17 protein-coding genes are annotated in these 19,540 nt (G+C 70.5%); 2 read left to right on the forward strand and 15 right to left on the reverse strand.

Features of this window, described 5'->3' with window-relative positions; all coding sequences use genetic code 11:
* Positions 1 to 147 precede the first annotated feature (147 nt).
* The 13 genes from ACGFSA_RS23720 to ACGFSA_RS23780 form a co-directional block, all read right to left on the reverse strand.
* Positions 148 to 960, reverse strand: coding sequence for a DNA polymerase beta superfamily protein (locus ACGFSA_RS23720; protein ID WP_393307287.1), 813 nt, complete (start codon positions 958 to 960; stop codon positions 148 to 150).
* Between the two features lie 3 nt (positions 961 to 963).
* Complete coding sequence (locus tag ACGFSA_RS23725; protein ID WP_393307289.1) at positions 964 to 1,986, reverse strand: ADP-ribosylglycohydrolase family protein; 1,023 nt, start codon at positions 1,984 to 1,986, stop codon at positions 964 to 966.
* Positions 1,983 to 2,714 (reverse strand): NUDIX domain-containing protein, encoded by a 732-nt coding sequence (locus ACGFSA_RS23730; protein WP_266987277.1) that lies wholly within the window; start codon positions 2,712 to 2,714, stop codon positions 1,983 to 1,985. The genes ACGFSA_RS23725 and ACGFSA_RS23730 overlap by 4 nt, the downstream gene beginning before the upstream one ends.
* Entirely contained in the window at positions 2,711 to 3,319 is a 609-nt protein-coding gene (gene pnuC / locus ACGFSA_RS23735; RefSeq protein ID WP_393307292.1) for a nicotinamide riboside transporter PnuC, read from the reverse strand. The genes ACGFSA_RS23730 and pnuC overlap by 4 nt, the downstream gene beginning before the upstream one ends.
* A gap of 283 nt (positions 3,320 to 3,602) precedes the next feature.
* Positions 3,603 to 4,721 (reverse strand): pseudouridine synthase, encoded by a 1,119-nt coding sequence (locus ACGFSA_RS23740; RefSeq protein WP_393307294.1) that lies wholly within the window; start codon positions 4,719 to 4,721, stop codon positions 3,603 to 3,605.
* Positions 4,721 to 5,377 (reverse strand): SMC-Scp complex subunit ScpB, encoded by a 657-nt coding sequence (scpB, locus tag ACGFSA_RS23745; RefSeq protein ID WP_393307296.1) that lies wholly within the window; start codon positions 5,375 to 5,377, stop codon positions 4,721 to 4,723. The genes ACGFSA_RS23740 and scpB overlap by 1 nt, the downstream gene beginning before the upstream one ends.
* Entirely contained in the window at positions 5,374 to 6,615 is a 1,242-nt protein-coding gene (locus tag ACGFSA_RS23750) for a segregation and condensation protein A (RefSeq protein WP_393307298.1), read from the reverse strand. The genes scpB and ACGFSA_RS23750 overlap by 4 nt, the downstream gene beginning before the upstream one ends.
* 144 nt (positions 6,616 to 6,759) lie before the next feature.
* Entirely contained in the window at positions 6,760 to 7,365 is a 606-nt protein-coding gene (locus ACGFSA_RS23755) for a hypothetical protein (protein ID WP_393307300.1), read from the reverse strand.
* Positions 7,362 to 8,480 carry a ParA family protein gene (locus ACGFSA_RS23760; protein WP_393307302.1) on the reverse strand — a complete coding sequence of 373 codons (1,119 nt, stop codon included), beginning with the start codon at positions 8,478 to 8,480 and terminating at the stop codon, positions 7,362 to 7,364. Before ACGFSA_RS23760 ends, ACGFSA_RS23755 begins: the two co-directional genes overlap by 4 nt.
* 368 nt (positions 8,481 to 8,848) lie before the next feature.
* A complete protein-coding gene (gene ald, locus ACGFSA_RS23765; protein ID WP_393307338.1) occupies positions 8,849 to 9,964 on the reverse strand; it encodes an alanine dehydrogenase in 1,116 nt (371 codons plus the stop codon).
* A 143-nt stretch (positions 9,965 to 10,107) separates the two neighbouring features.
* The gene (locus tag ACGFSA_RS23770) at positions 10,108 to 12,171 is read right to left on the reverse strand and encodes a tetratricopeptide repeat protein (RefSeq protein WP_393307304.1); all 2,064 of its coding nucleotides are present in this window, start codon (positions 12,169 to 12,171) and stop codon (positions 10,108 to 10,110) included.
* Positions 12,172 to 12,338: 167 nt separating this feature from the next.
* Positions 12,339 to 12,965 carry an NUDIX domain-containing protein gene (locus ACGFSA_RS23775; protein ID WP_393307306.1) on the reverse strand — a complete coding sequence of 209 codons (627 nt, stop codon included), beginning with the start codon at positions 12,963 to 12,965 and terminating at the stop codon, positions 12,339 to 12,341.
* A gap of 87 nt (positions 12,966 to 13,052) precedes the next feature.
* The gene (locus ACGFSA_RS23780) at positions 13,053 to 14,738 is read right to left on the reverse strand and encodes a CTP synthase (RefSeq protein WP_393307308.1); all 1,686 of its coding nucleotides are present in this window, start codon (positions 14,736 to 14,738) and stop codon (positions 13,053 to 13,055) included.
* A gap of 406 nt (positions 14,739 to 15,144) precedes the next feature.
* Between ACGFSA_RS23780 and ACGFSA_RS23785 the strand changes: the two genes are divergently transcribed.
* The gene (locus tag ACGFSA_RS23785) at positions 15,145 to 16,947 is read left to right on the forward strand and encodes a glycoside hydrolase family 15 protein (RefSeq protein ID WP_393307340.1); all 1,803 of its coding nucleotides are present in this window, start codon (positions 15,145 to 15,147) and stop codon (positions 16,945 to 16,947) included.
* Positions 16,948 to 17,103: 156 nt separating this feature from the next.
* Here the strand turns inward: ACGFSA_RS23785 and ACGFSA_RS23790 are convergent, their stop codons facing one another.
* Together ACGFSA_RS23790 and ACGFSA_RS23795 are read right to left on the reverse strand one after the other, a co-directional pair.
* Positions 17,104 to 18,480, reverse strand: a complete 1,377-nt coding sequence (locus ACGFSA_RS23790; RefSeq protein WP_393307310.1) for a sensor histidine kinase — start codon at positions 18,478 to 18,480, stop codon at positions 17,104 to 17,106.
* Positions 18,481 to 18,483: 3 nt separating this feature from the next.
* The gene (locus ACGFSA_RS23795; protein WP_393307312.1) at positions 18,484 to 19,161 is read right to left on the reverse strand and encodes a winged helix-turn-helix domain-containing protein; all 678 of its coding nucleotides are present in this window, start codon (positions 19,159 to 19,161) and stop codon (positions 18,484 to 18,486) included.
* A gap of 145 nt (positions 19,162 to 19,306) precedes the next feature.
* Between ACGFSA_RS23795 and ACGFSA_RS23800 the strand changes: the two genes are divergently transcribed.
* Positions 19,307 to 19,507: a hypothetical protein gene (locus ACGFSA_RS23800; RefSeq protein WP_393307314.1), complete on the forward strand. Its 201-nt coding sequence runs from the start codon at positions 19,307 to 19,309 to the stop codon at positions 19,505 to 19,507.
* The last annotated feature ends 33 nt before the right edge of the window (positions 19,508 to 19,540 follow it).

The following is a 19,540-nucleotide window of genomic DNA, read 5'->3' on the forward strand; positions in this document are numbered from 1 at the left end:
GCGCCCGGACGTTCGTCGCCCGGGGAGACGCTCCGCAGGGGCACCGGGTCACAGCGGACCGTCCCCGGCGGGGTCACCCCCGTGCGACCAGCACCTCGCTGACGAGCCGCCCTCAGGCCCGTCGAGGGGGTCTCCATGCTCTTTGGGTCAGGGGGAGACCGAGGACAGAGTCCCGCCCCCGGTCAACCGCGCACGCACCACGAGCTGATGCAGCCCGTCGAACACCGCACGCCCGGCCGCCTCCGGCAGCCCCGACTCCTCCTGCGCCTCGTCGAGCACCCGGTGCAACGCCTTCACGTCACCGGACACCACCGCGCCGTCCACACCCCCGGCGCCCCCGTGCTCCGCCTCCGCCTTGGCCGCGATCAGCTCCGGCAGATACCCCGGCGCCGCCACCTCCCCCAGCAGGGTCGGCAGGTGCGCCCGTACCTCGCCGCTGCGCATCAGATGGATACCGGTCAGCAGCGCCCGGAACGTGTAGAGCAGCGGCTTCAGTTCACGGGTGCTCTCGAACAGCCGCCACTGCGTCTTCGCGAACCCCCGGTAGTGGTGGGCATGGTTGCGGGTCACCACCCGGGGCGCAAGCTCCATCAGTTCCGCATGCAGCTCACTCGTATGCACCACCAGCGGCGAGAGCAGCTGTTCCAGCACATATCCGTTCGGCTTCAGCATCAGCCGGACGAACTTCCGCAGGTCGTGCGTGACGAGATCCATCTCGATCCCGTCCCGGTCCCACATCCGCGAACGTGTCTCCTCCGGCTCGCGCAGCCCGACGAGATCCTCCGCGGGCAGGAGGTGAACCCCCCGCAGGTCCACATCCGAGTCCCGGGACGGAAACCCGTACAGATGCGCCCCGGAGACCGTGGCGAACAGCAGCGGACCGGGTTCCTCGGCGAGTACCGGACCGAACTCCGTGACCGGCAGCCCGGCCTCGTGCAGGTGCATCGATTTCGTGCGCATGGATCAAGAGTCCCAGAGCGCCCCCAGCGACAGCAGATCGCTGCGGTACTCGATCCGCTCCGACCACTCCTTGGGCCAGGCCGCGGCCCCCAGATGTGCCCCGGCCAGCGCCCCGGTCAGGCAGCCGATCGAGTCGGAGTCGCCGCGCGTGCAGGCGGCCCGGCGCAGGGCGGTGACCGGTTCGTCGGGGAACAGCAGGAAGCAGTGCAGGGCCGTGGCGAGGGCGTCCTCGGCGATCCAGCCGTCACCGGTCGTCTCGCACGGATCGTCCTCCGGTGACGGGTCGCGCAGGGCGTCCTGCACTCGGGCCAGTGCGGTCAGGCACTCGTCCCAGCCACGCCGGATGTAGCTCTCGCCGGAGTCGTCGCCCGCGTACCGCCACAGGTCGCCGAGCCAGCGCGAGAGGTAACGGCTGCTGTTCTCGTACGCGTACGAGCGCAGCTGCCCGATCAGCCCCGCCGGCTCCGCGCCCTGCGCAAGCAGGTACACCGCGCGCGCCATCAGGTCGGAGGCGGCGAGCGCCGTGGGATGTCCGTGCGTGAGAGCGGCCTGCAACTGCGCCGCGCCGGAGCGCTGTTCCTCGCTCAGCCCGGGTACGAGTCCGACGGGCGCCACCCGCATATTGGCGCCGCAGCCCTTGGAGCCGGTCTGGCTGGCCTCCTGCCAGAGCCGGTCGCTGTCGAGCAGTCGGCAGGCGGTCATGCAGGTGCGGCCGGGGGCGCGGTTGTTCTCCGGTGAGTGGTACCACTCGACGAATTCTTCGCGTACCGGCCGGGTCAGCCGCAGCGCGGTGAGCAGTCCCCGGTCCATGGCGGTGCGGATGCCCCGCGCAAGGGCCAGCGTCATCTGGGTGTCGTCGGAGACGATCGCGGGACGCGGCAGCCGCATCTGCCGCCACGGCCCGCACTTGGCGAGGATCGAGGGCACGTTGTTGAACTCGGTCGGGAAGCCCAGCGCGTCACCGAGCGCGAGCCCGGTCAGCGCGCCGGTGGCAGCGCCTTTGGTGATGGTCCTGGTCACGATCATGTGCTTCTTCCTTCCGGTCGCAGCAGTGGAGGGTGCAGGGCGGTGGCGGCACCCGCCCGGTACAGGGCGGCCGGTTTCCCCCGTCCGCCGGTGCGGCGCGGTGATCCCTCCACGGCCTGGACGAAGCCGGGCGTGGTGAGGACCTTGCGCCGGAAGTTGGGTCGGTCGAGCTCGACGCCCCAGACGGTCTCGTACACCTGTTGGAGCTCGCCCAGGGTGAACTCGGCCGGGCAGAAGGCGGTGGCAAGACACGTGTATTCGAGTTTGGCGCCGATCCTGTCGTGTGCGTCGGCGAGGATGCGGTCGTGGTCGAAGGCAAGCGCGCCGAGTGCTCCGGCGTCCCACCAGCGGGCATTGGCCGCGTCCCCGCCGCCGCGCGGCTCCGGCAGGTCGGGGACGAGCGCGGCGTAGGCGACGGAGACGACCCGCATCCTGGGGTCGCGGTCCGGATCGCTGTAGGTACGCAACTGTTCCAGGTGGAGGGCGGAGACGGTGGACTCGGTCAGCCCGGTCTCCTCCGCGAGCTCCCGGCGGGCGGCGGACTCGGCGGACTCACGGGGCAGGACGAAGCCGCCCGGCAGCGCCCAGTGACCCTTGTACGGGTCCTCTCCGCGTTCGACGAGCAGGACGTGCAGCCGTCCGCCGCGGACCGTGAAGACCGCGAGGTCGACGGTGACGGCGAACGGCTCGAAGGCATGCGGGTCGTAGCCCTCCGGGGCGGTGCTCATCGTCGCTCCGGGAGGGGTGCGGCGAAGTTCCAGCCTGCGGCGAGCAGGGCGTCGACAGCGGTGAGCGCGGTCTCCAGGCGCTTCTCATGCGTCCCGGTCAGCTCGACGAACGCCCTTCCGGTACGGGTGAGTTCGGCCCGGAACCGGTCGGTCATCCAGGGCCGCAGCTCCTCGCCGTCGCGCAGCCCGTCGTCCTCGAAGGCGACGCCGTCGTGGTCGGTGAGGGTCCCCGCCACCCCTGCCGCGCACAGCCAGGCCCATTCGGTGCGCGTGGTACTGCGCACCGGCAGGGCGGACGAACCCGGTCCACCCCCGTGGGTCCAGGTCCACCAGCCGTACACGGCAAGGGTGATGAAGAAGATCTGCAGGCCGGCGTCGGCGTACAGACCGGACTGGGTGAACAGCAGGATGAAGAAGAGGTTGTTGTCGATGCCGATCGGCCAGTTGGCGAGGTGCTGACGGGCCACGAGCCAGACGCACAGCGCTCCACTGCCGAAGCCGAGGACCTCGGTCCAGCTGACCGGGGTGTCCAGGACCGTCACCAAGGGTTGCTGCAGGGGATCGAGGATGTCCGCGAGACTCACACCCGCCTCCTTAATAGTCACTCTGACTATAAAGACTCAACGATGGCAGCAAAAGGCCCGCGACCGATTCCTGTTCGAAAATCGAAGCAAGGAACCGGCCGCGGGCCTGAGAGCGGACGGAGCCGCGGGCGAAGGGGCCGCTAGTGCCGTGACCGGCAATGTTTGCCCCGTGAGGAGCGTCGTCCAGTGCGTGCGGTCGCAAGGCGGCCGGAAGCCCTCGTAGCGGAGCTACCAGGGCTTTTGGCCAACGCGGCGAGCGGGCGCACTGGGCGGCGCGACGGGGCAAAACTTGCCGGGAGGGGCACTAGAGACCGACCTCCCGCATCAGCATGCCCACCTCGGTGTTGGTGAGGCGGCGGAGCCAGCCGGACTTCTGGTCGCCCAGCGGGATCGGCCCGAAGGACGTCCGTACGAGCCGCTCGACCGGGAAACCCGCCTCGGCCAGCATGCGGCGGACGATGTGCTTGCGGCCCTCGTGGAGGGTCACCTCGACCAGGTAGTTCTTGCCGGTGTTCTCGACGACCCGGAAGTGGTCGGCACGGGCGTACCCGTCCTCCAGCTGGATGCCGTCCTTGAGGCGCTTGCCCAGCTCACGCGGGAGCGGTCCCTGGATGGCGGCCAGGTAGGTCTTCTTCACGCCGTACTTGGGGTGGGTGAGACGGTGGGCCAGCTCGCCGTGGTTGGTGAGCAGGATGATGCCCTCGGTCTCGGTGTCCAGCCGGCCGACGTGGAAGAGACGCGTCTCACGGTTGGTGACGTAGTCGCCGAGGCACTGGCGGCCGTCCGGGTCCTCCATCGAGGAGACGACACCGGCGGGCTTGTTCAGCGCGAAGAAGAGATACGACTGGGCGGCGACGGTCAGACCGTCGACCTTGATCTCGTCCTTGTGCACATCGACGCGCATGCCCTGCTCGACGACGATCTGCCCGTTGACCTCGACACGGGACTGCTCGATCAGCTCCTCGCACGCGCGGCGCGAGCCCATGCCGGCGCGGGCGAGGACCTTCTGCAGGCGCTCACCCTCCTGCTCGGCGCCCGGGAATGTCTTGGGCGTCTTGATGTCGGGCTTGTTCGCGTACCTGTCCCGGTTGCGCTGCTCGATCTTGGCGTCGAGCTCGCGCGGACGGGACGGGGCGCCCTGCGGTCCACGCCGCGGGCCGCCGCTCCTGCCGCCGCCCTGCGCGGTCTTCGGCCCGCCCTTGGCGCCACCGCGCGCCGCGGCGCCGCGGCCCTTGCGGGGGCCGTCGCCGCTCTTCTCACCGGCACCGGTCGTGCCGCCCACGTCGTAGCGGCGCTCCTCGGGCCGGGGCCGGCGGGGACGCTGGTCCTGCCTGTCGTCACGCCCGGCGCCGCCACCCCGGGGGTTCCGGTTGCCGCCGCTCTTGCCGCTGCCGCTTCCGCTGTTCCTGCCACTGCTTCGCATCAAAATTCCGTCTTGTCGTCTGCGTGAGTATCCGGGGTGTCCGGTGCGTCCGGATCGAACGACGGCACACCCTCTAGCGTCTCAGCCTCGATCGCGTCCGCCTCGGGGAGGAAGGGCGCGAGCTCCGGGAGCTCATCCAGGCCGCGCAGGCCCATCCGCTCCAGAAAGTAGTTCGTCGTCCTGTACAGGATCGCACCTGTTTCGGGTTCCGCGCCCGCTTCCTCGACCAGGCCCCTCTGCAGGAGGGTCCGCATCACGCCGTCACAGTTCACTCCGCGCACCGCGGAGACGCGTGAGCGGCTGACCGGCTGCCGGTACGCGACCACTGCCAGGGTCTCCAGGGCGGCCTGGGTGAGCCGGGCCTGCTGGCCGTCCAGCACGAAGCCCTCGACGGCCTCCGCGTACTCCGGGCGCGTGTAGAAGCGCCAGCCGCCCGCGACCAGCCGGAGATCGAAACCGCGGCGCTGCACGGTGTACTCGTCGGCCAGTTCCCGCAGCGCATCGGCGACGGCCCGCCGGGGCCGCTCCAACACCTTGGCCAGGTGTTCCTCGGTGGCGGGCTCGTCGACGACCATCAGGACCGCCTCCAGGGCGGGCTTGAGCTCGAGATCCGCGACGGTGGCGCCGATGCCGTCCTGCTCGCTGCGCTCACTCATGCCTCTGCGTCCTCCTGTACGTCCTGGTCGAACTCGTCCGTCACCCTCGGTGAGGCATCCGCTCCCCCGGCCCAGCACACCATGAGCTCGCCGAGCGCCTCCTCCTGGTCGAGGGTGACAGCCTTCTCCCGGTACAGCTCCAGCAGCGAGAGGAACCGGGCGACGACGGTGAGGGTGTCCGCGGCGTCCTCGGTGAGCTGCCGGAAACTGATCTCCCCCGCCTCCCGCAGCCGCGCCACCACGATCTCGGCCTGCTCCCGCACGCTGACCAGCGGGGCGTGGATGTGATCGACGTACACCTGCGGCTTGGGTTTCGGCTGCATCGCCTTCACGGCGAGCCTGGCGAACCCCTCGGCGCCGATGCTGATGACCACCTCGGGCAGCAGCTCGGCATGGTGCGACTCCAGCCCGACGGTCCGTGGAAAACGCCGTCCCTCCGACTCGAGCCGGGCGCTGAAGATCTCCGCGATGCGTTTGTACGCGCGGTACTGCAGAAGCCGCGCGAAGAGCAGGTCGCGCGCTTCGAGCAGCGCGAGATCCGCCTCGTCCTCGACCTCGGCGGCGGGCAGCAGCCGGGCCGCCTTGAGATCGAGCAGGGTCGCGGCGACGACGAGGAACTCGGTGGTCTGGTCGAGATCCCAGTCCGGCCCCATGGCCCGGATGTGGGCCATGAACTCATCCGTGACTTTGGAGAGAGCGACTTCGGTCACATCGAGCTTGTGCTTGGAGATGAGCTGCAGAAGAAGGTCGAACGGTCCCTCGAAGTTGGCGAGCCGCACGGTGAACCGCCCGTCGCCCGCGGGTTCAGCGGGTTCCGCGGGCCCAGCGGGATCCGGCAGCTCCAGCTCCGCGGGTTCTGCGGGCTCCGCAGGCTCCGCGGGCGCCGCAGGCTCTACGGGCGCCGCGGGTTCTACGGGCTCTGCGGGTTTTGCGGGCTCTGCGGGTTTTGCGGGCTCTGTGGGCGCCGCAGGTTCTACGGGCGCCGCAGGCTCTCTGGCGGACGCGGCGCCGTGCCCGTCCGCCGCGGTCGCCCGGTCGCCGTGCGCCGACGTCACGTCGCCATATGTGACCGCCGAGGACTCCGTGGTCCCGGTGACGGAGAGAGGCACGGCCGGGGCGCCGGCCTCCCGCGGCCCGCCGGTCGCCGACGGCGCCTCCGCACCCGGCGCAGGCCGGCCCCCCGGACCGCGCCCCAGGGGTCGCCGGGGCGTGCGGGCGGGCTCGTCGTTCGTCGGCATGGAGGTCCAGGGTGCGGCGGGATACGGGCGGCGGGCGGCAGCCCGTTCAGTACGGGCCGGACCGCCGGTCGGCGGTGGCCACTACGGTACGGTCCGCCCGCCGAGCAGCGCGGCTCTCCGGGCAGGCTACCGGCGCCCCGCCGGTCAGCGGCCGCGCAGCCGCCGTACGAGGATGCTCGCGTCGCCCCGCGCCTCCAGGTCCGCGAGGACCACCGCGACCGCCTCACGGACGATCCGCCCGCGGTCGACGGCGAGTCCGTGCTCGCCGCGCAGCACGAGCCGCGCGTGCTCGAGGTCCATCAGTTCCTCGGCGGAGACATAGACGGTGATCTTCTCGTCGTGGCGTTCCCGGCCGCTGGGCCGCCGGTTCGCTCCGCGCCCGCCTCCGCGCCTGCGCTGCTGCTGGACGGCCGGAACGGCCTCCTGCTGCGCGGCGGCGGAAGGGGAGGAGGCCGGGGGGCGGCGGGCCGTCTGCGCGGCCACGGCCACCCGGTCGCTGTCGTCGCCGCGGCTGCGGGAATCCCCCGCGTCGGCGTCCGCCGGCGCGTGCTCCTCCTGGGAGGGTACGGCGCCTGCCTCGGCCGCTCCCCCGGTCGCTCCGGAGCTGTCCGCCGCAGTCTCGTTCTCACCGGCCGGAGCCGGCACCCGCGCCTCGCCGTTCGCCTTGCGCCGCCGGTCCGCGGGGGACGAGGACTGCAGCCCCATCCCCCCGGTGGTACGGAACAGTTCGTCGGCCCCGGGCAGACTCACTCGGCGTGACACCGGGCGAGCACCTCCCTGGCGAGCTGGCGATAGGCGGCGGCACCGACCGAGTTGGAGGCGTACGTGGTGATGGGCTCACCGGCGACCGTGGTCTCCGGGAAACGCACCGTGCGCCCGATCACCGTGTGGTAGACGTGCTCGTCGAAGGCCTCGACGACCCGCGCGAGCACCTCGCGGCTGTGCACCGTACGGGAGTCGTACATGGTCGCAAGGATGCCGTCGAGCTCCAGATCCGGGTTGAGCCGCTCCTGGACCTTCTCGATGGTCTCGGTGAGCAGTGCCACGCCGCGCAGAGCGAAGAACTCGCACTCGAGCGGCACTATCACCTTGTGAGCGGCCGTCAGGGCGTTCACCGTGAGCAGGCCCAGCGAGGGCTGACAGTCGATCACGATGTAGTCGTAGTCGGCCATCAGCGGCTTCAGGGCGCGCTGCAGCGTGGACTCCCGGGCCACCTCGCTGACCAGCTGTACTTCGGCAGCCGACAGGTCGATGTTGCTCGGGAGCAGGTCCATGTTGGGCACGGCGGTCTTCAGGAGGACCTCGTCGGCCGACATGCCCCGCTCCATGAGCAGGTTGTAGACCGTGAGGTCGAGCTCCATCGGGTTGACGCCGAGACCGACGGACAGGGCGCCCTGCGGGTCGAAGTCGACGAGCAGGACACGGCGTCCGTACTCCGCGAGTGCGGCACCCAGGTTGATGGTCGACGTGGTCTTGCCGACGCCGCCCTTCTGGTTGCACATCGCGATGATCTTCGCGGGACCGTGGTCGGTCAGCGGACCCGGGATCGGGAAGTAGGGCAGGGGCCGGCCGGTCGGGCCGATCCGCTCGCGGCGCTGGCGGGCAGCGTCGGGCGCGAGGGTGGCCGCGTACTCCGGATCGGGCTCGTACTCGGCGTCGGGGTCGTAGAAGTGCCCCTGGGGCACCTCGTCGAAGTCGGCGAAGTGGGCGGTCTCTCGGCCACTCTCGTTGCCGGCCATGGCGTTCACGTTTAGGCCGTCCATCATCTGGGGGGCTGTCGTCATGTGCTGGTGGGTGGCGAAGGTGCGGACAGCGACGGAGCCGACAGCCTCCAGCCCGATCGGGCTCTGGCCCCGTGCAGGCATCCCTGGTTGAACACCCCCGGGAGTAAATGTCGACTCATTCACAAGTCGTCTTACCTCCTTGGACGTGACCAGGAAACTTATCGATAGGTCAGCGTGACACCATGCCGACGATTGGCGACTCTATGGCGTGTCACCGGTTCGCAGCAACACAATCCGCCGGACCCGGCCCGATGTGTCGGCAATCGAACACCCCCCTGTCAAGGGTGCGCAGTCACTCCGGCGCACATTTCACAACTGTACGAAACGGGCAAAGAGTTACATTCAGCGCGAGTTGCGCGGAGGCTTCACAGGGGCCGACACACGTCCGGCCGGACCTTGCTCGGCAAGGTCCGGCCGGACGTGCGGGGTTGACGGGATGCGCCGACTCGTCAGCCGAGAAGCGTGCTCAGCTCGACGTGCTCCAGGCCGTGCGCCTCCGCCACCTCGCGGTAAACGACCTGGCCCTCATGGGTGTTGAGGCCCTTGGCGAGCGCGGCGTCGCGGCGCAGCGCCTCGACCCAGCCGCGGTTGGCGAGCTCCAGGATGTACGGCAGCGTCGCGTTGGTGAGCGCGTACGTGGAGGTGTTCGGCACCGCGCCAGGCATGTTGGCGACGCAGTAGAAGACCGAGTTGTGGACCGTGAAGGTCGGGTCGGCGTGCGTCGTCGGGTGCGAGTCCTCGAAGCAACCACCCTGATCGATTGCAATGTCGACAAGTACACTTCCGGGCTTCATCTTGGCGACGAGCTCGTTGGTGACCAGCTTCGGGGCCTTCGCGCCGGGGATCAGCACGGCGCCGATGACGAGGTCGGCCTCGATGACGGCCTTCTCCAGCTCGAAGGCGTTGGAGACGACGGTCTTGACCTTGGTGCCGAAGACCTTGTCGGCCTCGCGCAGCTTGTTGATGTCCCTGTCGAGCAGCGTGACGTGGAAGCCGAGCCCGACGGCGATCTGCGTGGCGTTCCAGCCGGAGACGCCGCCGCCGATGACGACCGCCTCACCGGGGGCCGTGCCCGGGACGCCGCCCGGCAGCACACCACGGCCGCCGACCGAGCGCATCAGGTGGTAGGCGCCGACCTGGGGTGCCAGGCGGCCCGCGACCTCGGACATCGGCGCGAGCAGCGGGAGTGCGCGGCTCGCGGTCTCGACGGTCTCGTACGCGATGGCGGTGGTGCCGGACTCCAGCAGTGCGTCCGTGCACTCGCGGGAGGCGGCGAGGTGCAGGTAGGTGAAGAGCGTCTGGTCCTTGCGGAGGCGGTGGTACTCCTCGGCAACCGGCTCCTTGACCTTCAGCAGCAGGTCGGCCGTGGCCCAGACCTCGTCGGCAGTGGGCAGGATCTGCGCACCGGCGGCGGCGTACTCCTCGTCCGTGATCGAGGACCCGACGCCGGCGTTCTGCTCGACGACGACCTGGTGGCCGTTGCGGACGAGCTCATGCACACCGGCGGGCGTGATGGCCACGCGGAACTCGTTGTTCTTGACTTCGCGGGGGATGCCGACCTTCACGTCGATCACGGTCCTTGACTCAGAGGGTTACTCGGGCACGGCGGTACATACCCGGACACACTTAGTGTAAATGGAGACACCACGGAGGTTCGCGGCAAGACCAGTCTAATGAAGGGCTTCCTGCTGTCTAGCCTTACAAAGCATTAATTTTCTGCCGACACACTGCGGATTTCGCAGGTAGGGCCCTTCTCGCCCAGCAGCCTGTCCGCCATACCGCGGTGCAGCCGGGCCGCAGTGGGGTCTCCGAGCCGCTCGAGGGTGTCGGCCAGCCGGAGCTCCAGCGCCGCCTGCAGGCGTACGTCCTTGGCCTGCCGCGCCCACTCCACGGCCTCCTGGCAGGTCTGCAGCGACTCCTGCGGCCGCCCCGCGTACTCCTGCACCCGCGCGGCCTCACTGAGCGCCCGCGCCTGGGCGGGCAGGTCGCCGAGCCTGCGGTACCCGGCCGCCGCGGCCCGCCAGTTCCGCAGCGCCTCGCCGTACCGCCCGGCATAGGTGTGGACGGCGCCGAGCCGCCCGTACAACCGCGCCTCGTCGGCACGCTCGCCCTGGGTGAGCCGCTGCGCGAGCGCCCGGCCGAACCAGTCGGAGGCCCGGTGGAAGTCCCCCAGCTCGGCGTAGGCGCCGCCTACGGATTCCATCGCCCTGCCGGTCGCGTACGGGTCCTTCGCCGCCCGCCCGGCGTCCAGCGCGGCCCGGTATCGGGTCAGCGCCTCCTTCGTACGCCCGGTCCTGGCATCCAGATCGGCGAGATTGAGCAGCGCGGCAGCCTGCTCACGGGGCAGCTTGCGCCGCTCGGCGACGGCCAGGACCAGTCCGTGCAGCCCGTACAGATCGGGTGCGGCGGCCTCGGTGCCCTGGTGCACGGCCAGCGCCCGCACCAGCGCGGCCACCAACCGCCTTGCCAGGGTGTCGAGTTCACCGTCCTCGACGGCGATCCGGGCGGAGGCGAGCAGAGCGGGCCGGCGGATCCGCAGCCAGGCAGCGGCCGCTTCGGGATCCGGGAAGCGCAGCGAGCGCGGCAGCCCGGCGAGCTTCTTGCCGGCCGGGGAGCCCTCCGGCTCGGTGACCGCCCGGCAGGACTGCAGCTGCCGTACGGTCCGCTCCAGCATCCGGGCCCGGGCCAGCTGGACCTCGGCCGGCCGGTCCCGGTCCGCCAGCAGGGCGCGCAGCAACGGGACGAGGCAGCCGGGCACCGCGTACTGCGACAGCTCCGCGCCATTGGTCCGCAGCAGGCCCAGCAGGACGAAGTCGTCGAGGGTCGACTGGGCGGCCGAGACCGAGCAGCCGGCCAGCGCGGAGGCGGTGTGGGCGTCGGCGAGTCCGGCCGGGGCGAGCGCGAGCAGGCGCAGTATCCGGGCGGCGGTCGGCGGCAGGGACTCGTGGACCAGCCGGAAGGCACGGGCCAGCGGGCGGGCACCGGTGGACTGCTCGTCGTCGTCCGGCAGCTCGTGCAGCTGCTTGGTGACGTCGGCGACCGATGCCATCGGATGGGTGGCGAGCCAGCCGCCGATCATGACCAGAGCAGCCGGCTGCCCGCCGCACACCTCGGCGAGGGTCTCGGCGGTCCGCGGGTCGACGGTGATCCTGACCTGGCCGATGGTGCGGGCCAGCAGCTGGACGGCGGAGCCCGCGTCGAGACCGCCGAGGGTGCAGGGCCGGACGCCGGGAATGCCGGTCAGCGGGCCCTGCGCGGTGGCGACGACGAGGCAGTCCGGGTTGTCCGGCAGCAGCGGGTCGACCTGCTCGGCGTCGGCCGCGTCGTCGAGCAGCAGCAGGGCGCTCTGTGCGGCGAGGGCCTCGCGGACCATCCCGGACAGTTCGTCACCGTCCGCGCCGGGCGGGCCGGTGACGCCCAGTTGGTCGAGGAGCTCGCGTGCGGTGCGTTCGGTGGGGACGGGGGCGCCGCCGGGTTCGGTAAGCCGGACCCGGAGCAGCCCGTCGGGGTAGTCGCCGGAGTCCATGAGCCCGCGGGCGAGTTCCTCGGCGAGTGCGGTGCGTCCGGAGCCGGGGCGTCCGGCGATCAGCAGGACCCGGGCACGGGCGGTCTTGCGGCCGGCCAGGGTGTCCAGCCCGGCCCGTTCGATATCGGCCCGCAGCGCCTTCAACTCGCGTTCGCGGCCGAAGAATCGGGGTGGTGCGGCGCCGGACGGCTTCTCGGTACCCGCTGCCGTCGCCGGGCCGCTGGTGTCCACCGCCTGATCCGTCACGGGCCACGCTCCACTTCGCTGCACGCGTTGCCCGCCGGGACTCCGGTCAGGGCACTCCGAGCGTAGTTCAGGCGTATGCGCCCTCAGAGTGGAGCGCGGCGGGTGCGCCCCCCGATCGGATCAGCAGTTCGTCCGACCGGAAGACTTACCTGCGTCCCGATAGACCGTCAGGCCTCGAACGGCCGGGCCGGCCACGGCGCCTCGGCCGGCCGCAACGAATCGATCCCGTCACCGGCGAGCACGGCCGCGAGCGAGAGGACACCCACCACGAGGCAGTTGTTGTGCAGCTCCCCGGCGAGCACCCCGCGTACGAGCTCCTGCAGCTCCACCCGTGCCAGCTCCATGTCGGCCTCCTCCTCGGAGACCGCGAAGCGCTCACCGTCCGCTTCGGAGAGGTTCCGGGCGAGGAAGATCCGTACGGCTTCGTCGCAGCCGCCGGGCGTGGTGTAGACGTCGGTCAGTACCCGCCAGTCCTCGGCCTTGGCGTACGCCTCCTCGTAGAGCTCGCGCTGCGCCGCGTGCAGCGGGTTCTCACCGGGGACGTCGAGCAGTCCGGCGGGGATCTCCCAGAGCTTGTGGCGCACGGGGTGCCGGTACTGCCGCAGTACGAGGACCCGGCCCGCGTCGTCGAGTGCGAGCACGGCGACCGATCCGGGGTGGACCTGGTAGTCGCGGCGGACGACCGATCCGTCGGGCATCACCACGTCATCGGTGCGGACGCTGGTCTTGTTGCCCGTGAAGGGGGTCCCGGTCGCAGTGACCTGCCACTCCTCGGGCGTGTCCTGGATAACCATCTACGTCCTCCCACAAAAAAGAAACCGGGGTACGGATCCTCGATCGATCCGTACCCCGGTCAACGGTAACGCCTGCCTGCCGCCGGACTACTTGCCCGACGTGGCGCCCCGCTTGCTGTCTGCCCGGGCGCCCGTCCTGCGCTCGACGGCCGCCTTCACCAGGCCCGCGAAGAGCGGGTGCGGGCGGGTCGGGCGGGAACGGAGCTCCGGGTGCGCCTGGGTGGCGACCAGGTAGGGGTGGATCTCGCGCGGGTACTCGACGTACTCGACGAGCTTGTTGTCCGGCGAGGTGCCGGAGAAGACCAGACCGGCCTTCTTCTCCAGCTCGGCGCGGTAGGCGTTGTTGACCTCGTAGCGGTGGCGGTGACGCTCCTCCACGTACGGCTGGTCGCCGTACGCCTCACGGACCAGCGAGCCCTCGGCGAGCTTCGCCGGGTACAGGCCGAGCCGCATGGTGCCGCCCAGGTCACCCGCGCCCTCGACGTAGGCGAGCTGTTCCTCCATCGTCGAGATGACGGGGTGGGAGGTGGCGGCGTCGAACTCGGTGGAGTTGGCGTCGGGGATCTCGGCGAGGTTGCGCGCCGCCTCGATCACGATGCACTGCAGGCCGAGGCAGAGGCCGAGCAGCGGCACCTTGTTCTCACGGGCGTACTGAATGGCACCGATCTTGCCGTTGACACCGCGGTCGCCGAAGCCACCGGGGACGCAGATGGCGTCGACGTCGGAGAGCTGCCTGGCGGCACCGGCCGGGGTCTTGCAGTCGTCGGAGGCGACCCACTTGACCTTGACCCGGGCCTTGTTCGCGAAGCCGCCGGCCCGGATGGCCTCGGTGACGGAGAGGTACGCGTCGGGCAGGTCGATGTACTTGCCGACGAGTGCGACGGTGACCTCGTGGTCAGGGTTGTGGACGCGGTCCAGCAGGTCGTCCCAGGTGGTCCAGTCGACATCGCGGAACGGCAGGTCGAGCTTGCGCACCACGTACGCGTCCAGACCCTCGGTGTGCAGCACCTTCGGAATGTCGTAGATCGACTTGGCGTCCACACAGGCCACCACAGCGGCTTCGTCGACGTCGCACATCAGCGAGATCTTGCGCTTGATGGCGGTCGGTACGTCACGGTCGGCGCGCAGCACGATGGCGTCCGGCTGGATACCGATGTTGCGCAGCGCCGCGACGGAGTGCTGGGTGGGCTTGGTCTTGAGCTCGCCGGACGGGCCGATGTACGGCAGCAGCGAGATGTGCACGACGAAGACGTTGTCCCGGCCGACCTCGTGACGGACCTGGCGGACGGTCTCCAGGAACGGCAGCGACTCGATGTCGCCGACCGTGCCGCCGACCTCGGTGATGACGACGTCGACGTCGTCGGTGGCCATGCGGCGGATGCGGTGCTTGATCTCGTTGGTGATGTGCGGGATGACCTGCACGGTGTCACCGAGGTACTCGCCGCGCCGCTCCTTGGCGATGACCTGCGAGTACACCTGGCCGGTCGTGACGTTGGCGGAGCCGTCGAGGTCGACGTCGAGGAAGCGCTCGTAGTGGCCGATGTCCAGGTCGGTCTCGGCGCCGTCGTTGGTGACGAACACCTCGCCGTGCTGGAACGGGTTCATCGTGCCCGGGTCGACGTTCAGGTAGGGGTCGAGCTTCTGCATGGTGACCCGAAGGCCCCGCGCCTTGAGCAGGGCACCCAGGCTGGAGGCAGTCAGACCCTTGCCGAGGGATGAGGCGACACCCCCGGTGACGAAGATGTGCTTGGTCGTCGTGGATGTGGGCTGCATAGCCAAAGGGGGCTCCCGTGGTCGCGGATCTTGAGGTGCGTACCGGCGTTGCCATCCGGAGATCCGGAGGTGCCGTCGCTGCGGTTCGGGGGGCTCGTCCGCTGTTGCTGACGACCACCGGTCCACGGGCTACCAGGGTATCAGCGACTGGGGGAGCCCGCTTCCGGCCACGCCCGGCACACTCGTTGCACAGAATCACCACACCACGTTCACGCCCCACTCGTTCGGCGCAGACGTGTTGCCGGGACCGTCGCGCGGATCATGCACGTGCGTCGTATCCTGCTCGGACACTCGCCCCGGGCGAGGCATTGGAGCCCTCGGCTCACCACAACAACCCCTTGCAACGACCTCTTGACCCGCAGTAAGCGCCCCACGGGGCGACATGGCCGTTCGACTGGAGATGCACGTGGCCGGGCGCATCGAGGATTACGCACTCATCGGAGACATGCAGACCGCTGCCCTGGTCTGCCGGGACGGCACGGCCGACTGGCTGTGCCTGCCCCGCTTCGACTCGCATGCCATCTTCGCGGGACTGCTGGGTACCGAGGAGCACGGCTTCTGGCGCCTGGGCCCCGCGTACGCGACCGGGACGGAGCCACCGGCAGCGGACCGGCGGCGCTACCGCGGGGACTCCCTCATCCTGGAGTCGGAGTGGGACACGCCGCGCGGCACGGTCCGCGTGACCGACTTCATGCCCCCGCGTGACGGCGCGCCGCAACTGATCCGGATCGTGGAAGGGATCAGCGGCCGGGTGCCGATGCGCTCCGAGCTGCGCATGCGGTTCAGCTACGGGCGGGTCATCCCGTGGGTGCACAAGGTCGACGGCCGCACGGTCGCGGTCGCCGGCCCGGACTCCGTCTGGCTGGACACGCCCGCCGACACGTACGGCGAGAACCTGACGACGTACTCCGACTTCATCGTCGCACCGGGGGACCGGATCGCCTTCACCATCAGCTGGCAGCCCTCGCACCACGAGCCGCCCGGACTGCCCGACCCGGAGGGGTCGCTGGAGGCGACGGAGGACTTCTGGCGCGAGTGGGTCGAGCAGTGCACGTACCACGGCCCCTACCGTGAGGCGGTGGTCCGCTCCCTGATCACCCTGAAGGCACTGACGTACGCGCCGACCGGCGGCATCGTCGCCGCCCCGACCACCTCGCTGCCGGAGGACATCGGCGGCTCACGGAACTGGGACTATCGCTACACCTGGCTGCGCGACGCGGCGATCACCCTCTCCTCGCTGCTGCGCACCGGCTACCGCGAGGAGGCCCGCGCCTGGCGCGAGTGGCTGCTGCGGGCCGTCGCGGGTGACCCGGAGAACCTGCAGATCATGTACGGCATCGCGGGTGAGCGCGAGCTGGGCGAGGCCGAGCTGGACTGGCTGCCCGGTTACGAGAACTCAAGCCCGGTCCGGGTCGGCAACGGCGCGGCGGGACAGCTGCAGCTCGATGTGTACGGCGAAGTCATCGAGGCGCTGCACCTCGCCCACATGACGGGCCTGACCCGCAACGACTACGCGACGGGGCTCCAGCTGAAGCTGATCTCGTACCTGGAGAACCACTGGGACGAACCGGACGAGGGCATCTGGGAGGTGCGCGGGCCGCGCCGTCACTTCGTCCACTCCAAGGTCATGGCCTGGGTCGCCGTCGACCGCACCATCAAGCTGATCGAGTCCGGGGACATCGAGGGACCTCTGGAGCGGTGGCGGGAACTGCGCGACGGCATCCACCGCGATGTCTGCGAAAACGGCTACGACAAGGAACGCAACACCTTCACCCAGTCCTACGGGTCGAGGGAGCTCGACGCATCGCTGCTGCTGATCCCGCAGATGGGCTTCCTGCCGCCGGACGACAAGCGGGTCATCGGCACGATCGAGGCGATCCAGCGCGAGCTGTCCACAGAGGACGGCTTCGTGCTGCGCTACCCCACCAAGGGCGAGGACACGGGCGTCGACGGTCTCGAGGGCGACGAGGGCGCGTTCCTGGCGTGCTCGTTCTGGCTGGCCGACGACCTGGCGATGATCGGGCGGGTCGACGAGGCACGCCAGCTCTTCGAACGGCTGCTCTCGCTCCGCAACGACTTGGGGCTGCTCGCGGAGGAGTGGGATCCGCGGCTGCAGCGGCAGGTGGGGAACTTCCCGCAGGCGTTCAGCCATGTGCCACTGATCGACACGGCGCTGCGGCTGACGGCGAGCGGGGCCTACGTCGGCTGACCCCGGGGAGGGGATGTGGGATCCCGGATCCCCATCACCGCGGGCCACACCAGGGCCTGGTCGCTCCGCGCCCGGTGAAGCCCGAACCGTTCCCACGCTGTTCCAGTACGGACTCGCCCGCGCCGGCCGCACCGAAGTGCACCGCCCCGACGGCGATCACCGGTCCTCTGCCGGCAGCAGGACGACCAGCCGGGCGCCGGGTCGGTTGTCCTCGATGCGGGTGCTGCCGTGATGGGCCGTGACGGTGTCACGGACGATGGCGAGGCCGAGGCCGCTGCCACCGGTGTACCGGGCGCGGGCGTCGTCCAGGCGGGTGAAGCGTCCGAAGACGCGCTCCCGGTCGGCCTCGGGGATGCCGGGGCCGTCGTCGGCCACGACCAGCCGGGCGGTGCCGTCGAGGGTGCGGAGGCTGACGTCGATACGCGTGGTGGCGTGGCGCAGGGCGTTGTCCAGCAGATTGCGTACGACACGGGCGAGGGCGTCCTCGTCGCCCTCCACACGTGCCGCGCCGACGGCGTGCTGGTCGATGACGAGCCGGGTTCGGCGGCGGGCCTGGCGCACCTCGGTGAAGACGATCTCGTCCAGGTCGACGGGACGGGTGCGCAGCCGGGGCCGGGCGTCGAGTCGCGCGAGTTGGAGCAGGTCGTCGACGAGCCGGGCGAGTCGTTCGGTCTCCCGGAGAAGGCCGGGGGCGAGGGTCTTCCAGTCGGTGGAGCCGGGGTGATGGGCGGCGACTTCAAGGCGGGTGTGCAGGGTGCTGAGGGGGTTGCGCAGTTCGTGGGCGGCGTCCGCGATGAACCTTCGCCGCCGTTGGGTCGCTGCGTCCAGACGGGCCAGCAGATCGTTGAAGGTCCTGGCCAGCCGGCCGAGCGCGTCGTCGGCGGGCGGTACGTCGACGCGGCGGCTCAGGTCGGACGCGGTGATCTCCGCGGTCTGCGCACGCATGGCGTCCACGGGGCGCAGCGCGCGCCCGGTGAGCAGCCACACGACACCGGTGAGCAGGGCGACGACCGCCGGCACGCCGGTGGCCAGACCGGCGGCGAGCTGGGCCAGACCGTGGTCGACGCTTTCGGTGGGCACGGCCACGTACACGGTCACGGGATTGCGGGCCGTGCCCGCGGGGACACCGACGGCACGCCACGTCCCGCTGCCCCCCACGGGAATGTCGTGGACGGTGTGGGCCCGCGGAATGCTGGACTCGCTCGCCGGGAAAGTGAACGCCCGCGGCCGGCCGCGCAGATTGGCCGAACTGGAGCTCACCTTTCCCCCGGCGTCGACGACCTGTACGGCGACTTCCCCGTGGTCGGTGAGGGGCACCTCCGCGGGGATCCGGTCGCTGTCCTCGTACGATGCCACGACCTGGGCGCTTTGCAGGGCGGTCTGATCGAGACCGCTGATCAGGCTTGCGTGCAGCCAGACGACGAGCAGCGCGGCGGCTCCGGCCAGCCCGGCCGTCATGACCACGGCCGCGGCGGCGGTCAGCCGCAGCCGCAACGACCGGCAGGCCCACCAGGACCGAACGACGGCGGACATCTGTCACCTCGCGCCACTGCGCAGCCGGTAGCCGGCACCGCGGACGGTCTCGATGGTCCGGCGGTCGAACGGGGCGTCGATCTTGCGCCGGAGGTAGCCGACGTACACCTCGACGATGTTGGTGTCGCCGTCGAAGTGCTCGTCCCACACGTGGGAGAGGATGTCCGTCTTGCTGATCACCTCGTCGGGGTGCCTGAGCAGGTACTCCAGGAGTGTGAACTCCCGTGCCGTCAGGTCGATGTCACGGTACCCACGGCGGCAGCGGTGTCGCGCGGGGTCCAGGGTGAGGTCGCCGGCGGTGAGCACGGCGGGCCGGGCGGGTGCTCCGCGGCGCAGCAGGGCCCTCAGGCGGGCGACGAGCACCACGTAGGAGAACGGCTTCCTCAGGTAGTCGTCGGCGCCGAGGTCGAGGGCGTCCGCCTCGTCGTACTCCCCGTCCTTCGCCGTGAGCATCAGCACCGGCGTCCAGACCCTGGCCGCCCGCAGCCGTTTCAGGACCTCGTACCCCGACATGGAGGGCAGCATGATGTCCAGCCCGATGACGTCGTAGGGCTCGTGGAGAGCCCGCCACAGTCCGTCCGCGCCGTCGTGTGCGACGTCGGCGACAAAGCCCTCCGCGGCAAGTCCGTCGGCGATCGCCTCGGCGAGTGCTTGCTCGTCCTCGATGATCAGCATTCGCATGGCAGCCTCTCTCCATCCACCGTAGCTCCGGACCAGCGGCTGTTTGCTGAGAGGACCCTGAGGATCGGTTCGGCTCTCAGCCTCCTCTCAGTGCCCCGGTCAGAGGCTGGAATCGTCAAACAGGCACGGCCAGGCAAGGTGAGGAATGATGAAGGGCCTCCGAGACGAGCGCCGGGACCGTGACCGGGACACCCGGGAGCGCATGCGGCACGACGACGACCGCGACCGGCGGGCAACCGACGTCCGGCGAGTCGGCGGGCGGCCCGAGGGACGGCGAGAGACGGACCTCGACGAGCGGCAGCGCCTGGTGCGCACGTCGCGCGTCGCCGATCAGCCGTTCGGCTGACGGCACATGCGGCCGGTCCGTGCTCCGCGGGGC

Origin of the sequence: Streptomyces sp. NPDC048496, from assembly GCF_043200055.1 — a bacterium.
Classification (GTDB): Bacteria; Actinomycetota; Actinomycetes; order Streptomycetales; family Streptomycetaceae; genus Streptomyces.